This window comes from Flavihumibacter cheonanensis, from assembly GCF_022352215.1.
Taxonomy (GTDB): Bacteria; Bacteroidota; Bacteroidia; order Chitinophagales; family Chitinophagaceae; genus Flavihumibacter; species Flavihumibacter cheonanensis.
In genome coordinates, this window is record NZ_JAKRWF010000205.1 from 1 (window position 1) to 280 (window position 280).

Genomic DNA, 280 nt, shown 5'->3' on the forward strand with positions numbered 1-280 from the left:
GATTTCGGACTGTTTGACTTGCCTCGTATGCGCGGTTAAAATGCGCGGCTTTCCGAGAAACCCCTCTGTGCAGAGGTTGGATATGAAAACCTTTTCCGCTAAATCGCATGAAGTCAAACACGACTGGTTCGTGATTGACGCCGATAATCTGGTCCTGGGGCGCCTGGCGTCCGAGATTGCCCGCCGTCTGCGCGGCAAGCACAAGGCCATTTACACGCCCCACGTCGACACTGGTGATTACATTGTCGTGGTTAACGCCGCCAAGATGCGCGTGACCGGC

Annotated in this window: 1 protein-coding gene; it reads left to right on the forward strand. The window is 55.7% G+C overall.

Annotation, left to right across the window (positions count from 1 at the left end; translation table 11 throughout):
- Positions 1 to 82 precede the first annotated feature (82 nt).
- On the forward strand, positions 83 to 280 hold a 198-nt coding region (rplM, locus tag MD536_RS21705; RefSeq protein ID WP_239603866.1), incomplete at its 3' end, for a 50S ribosomal protein L13.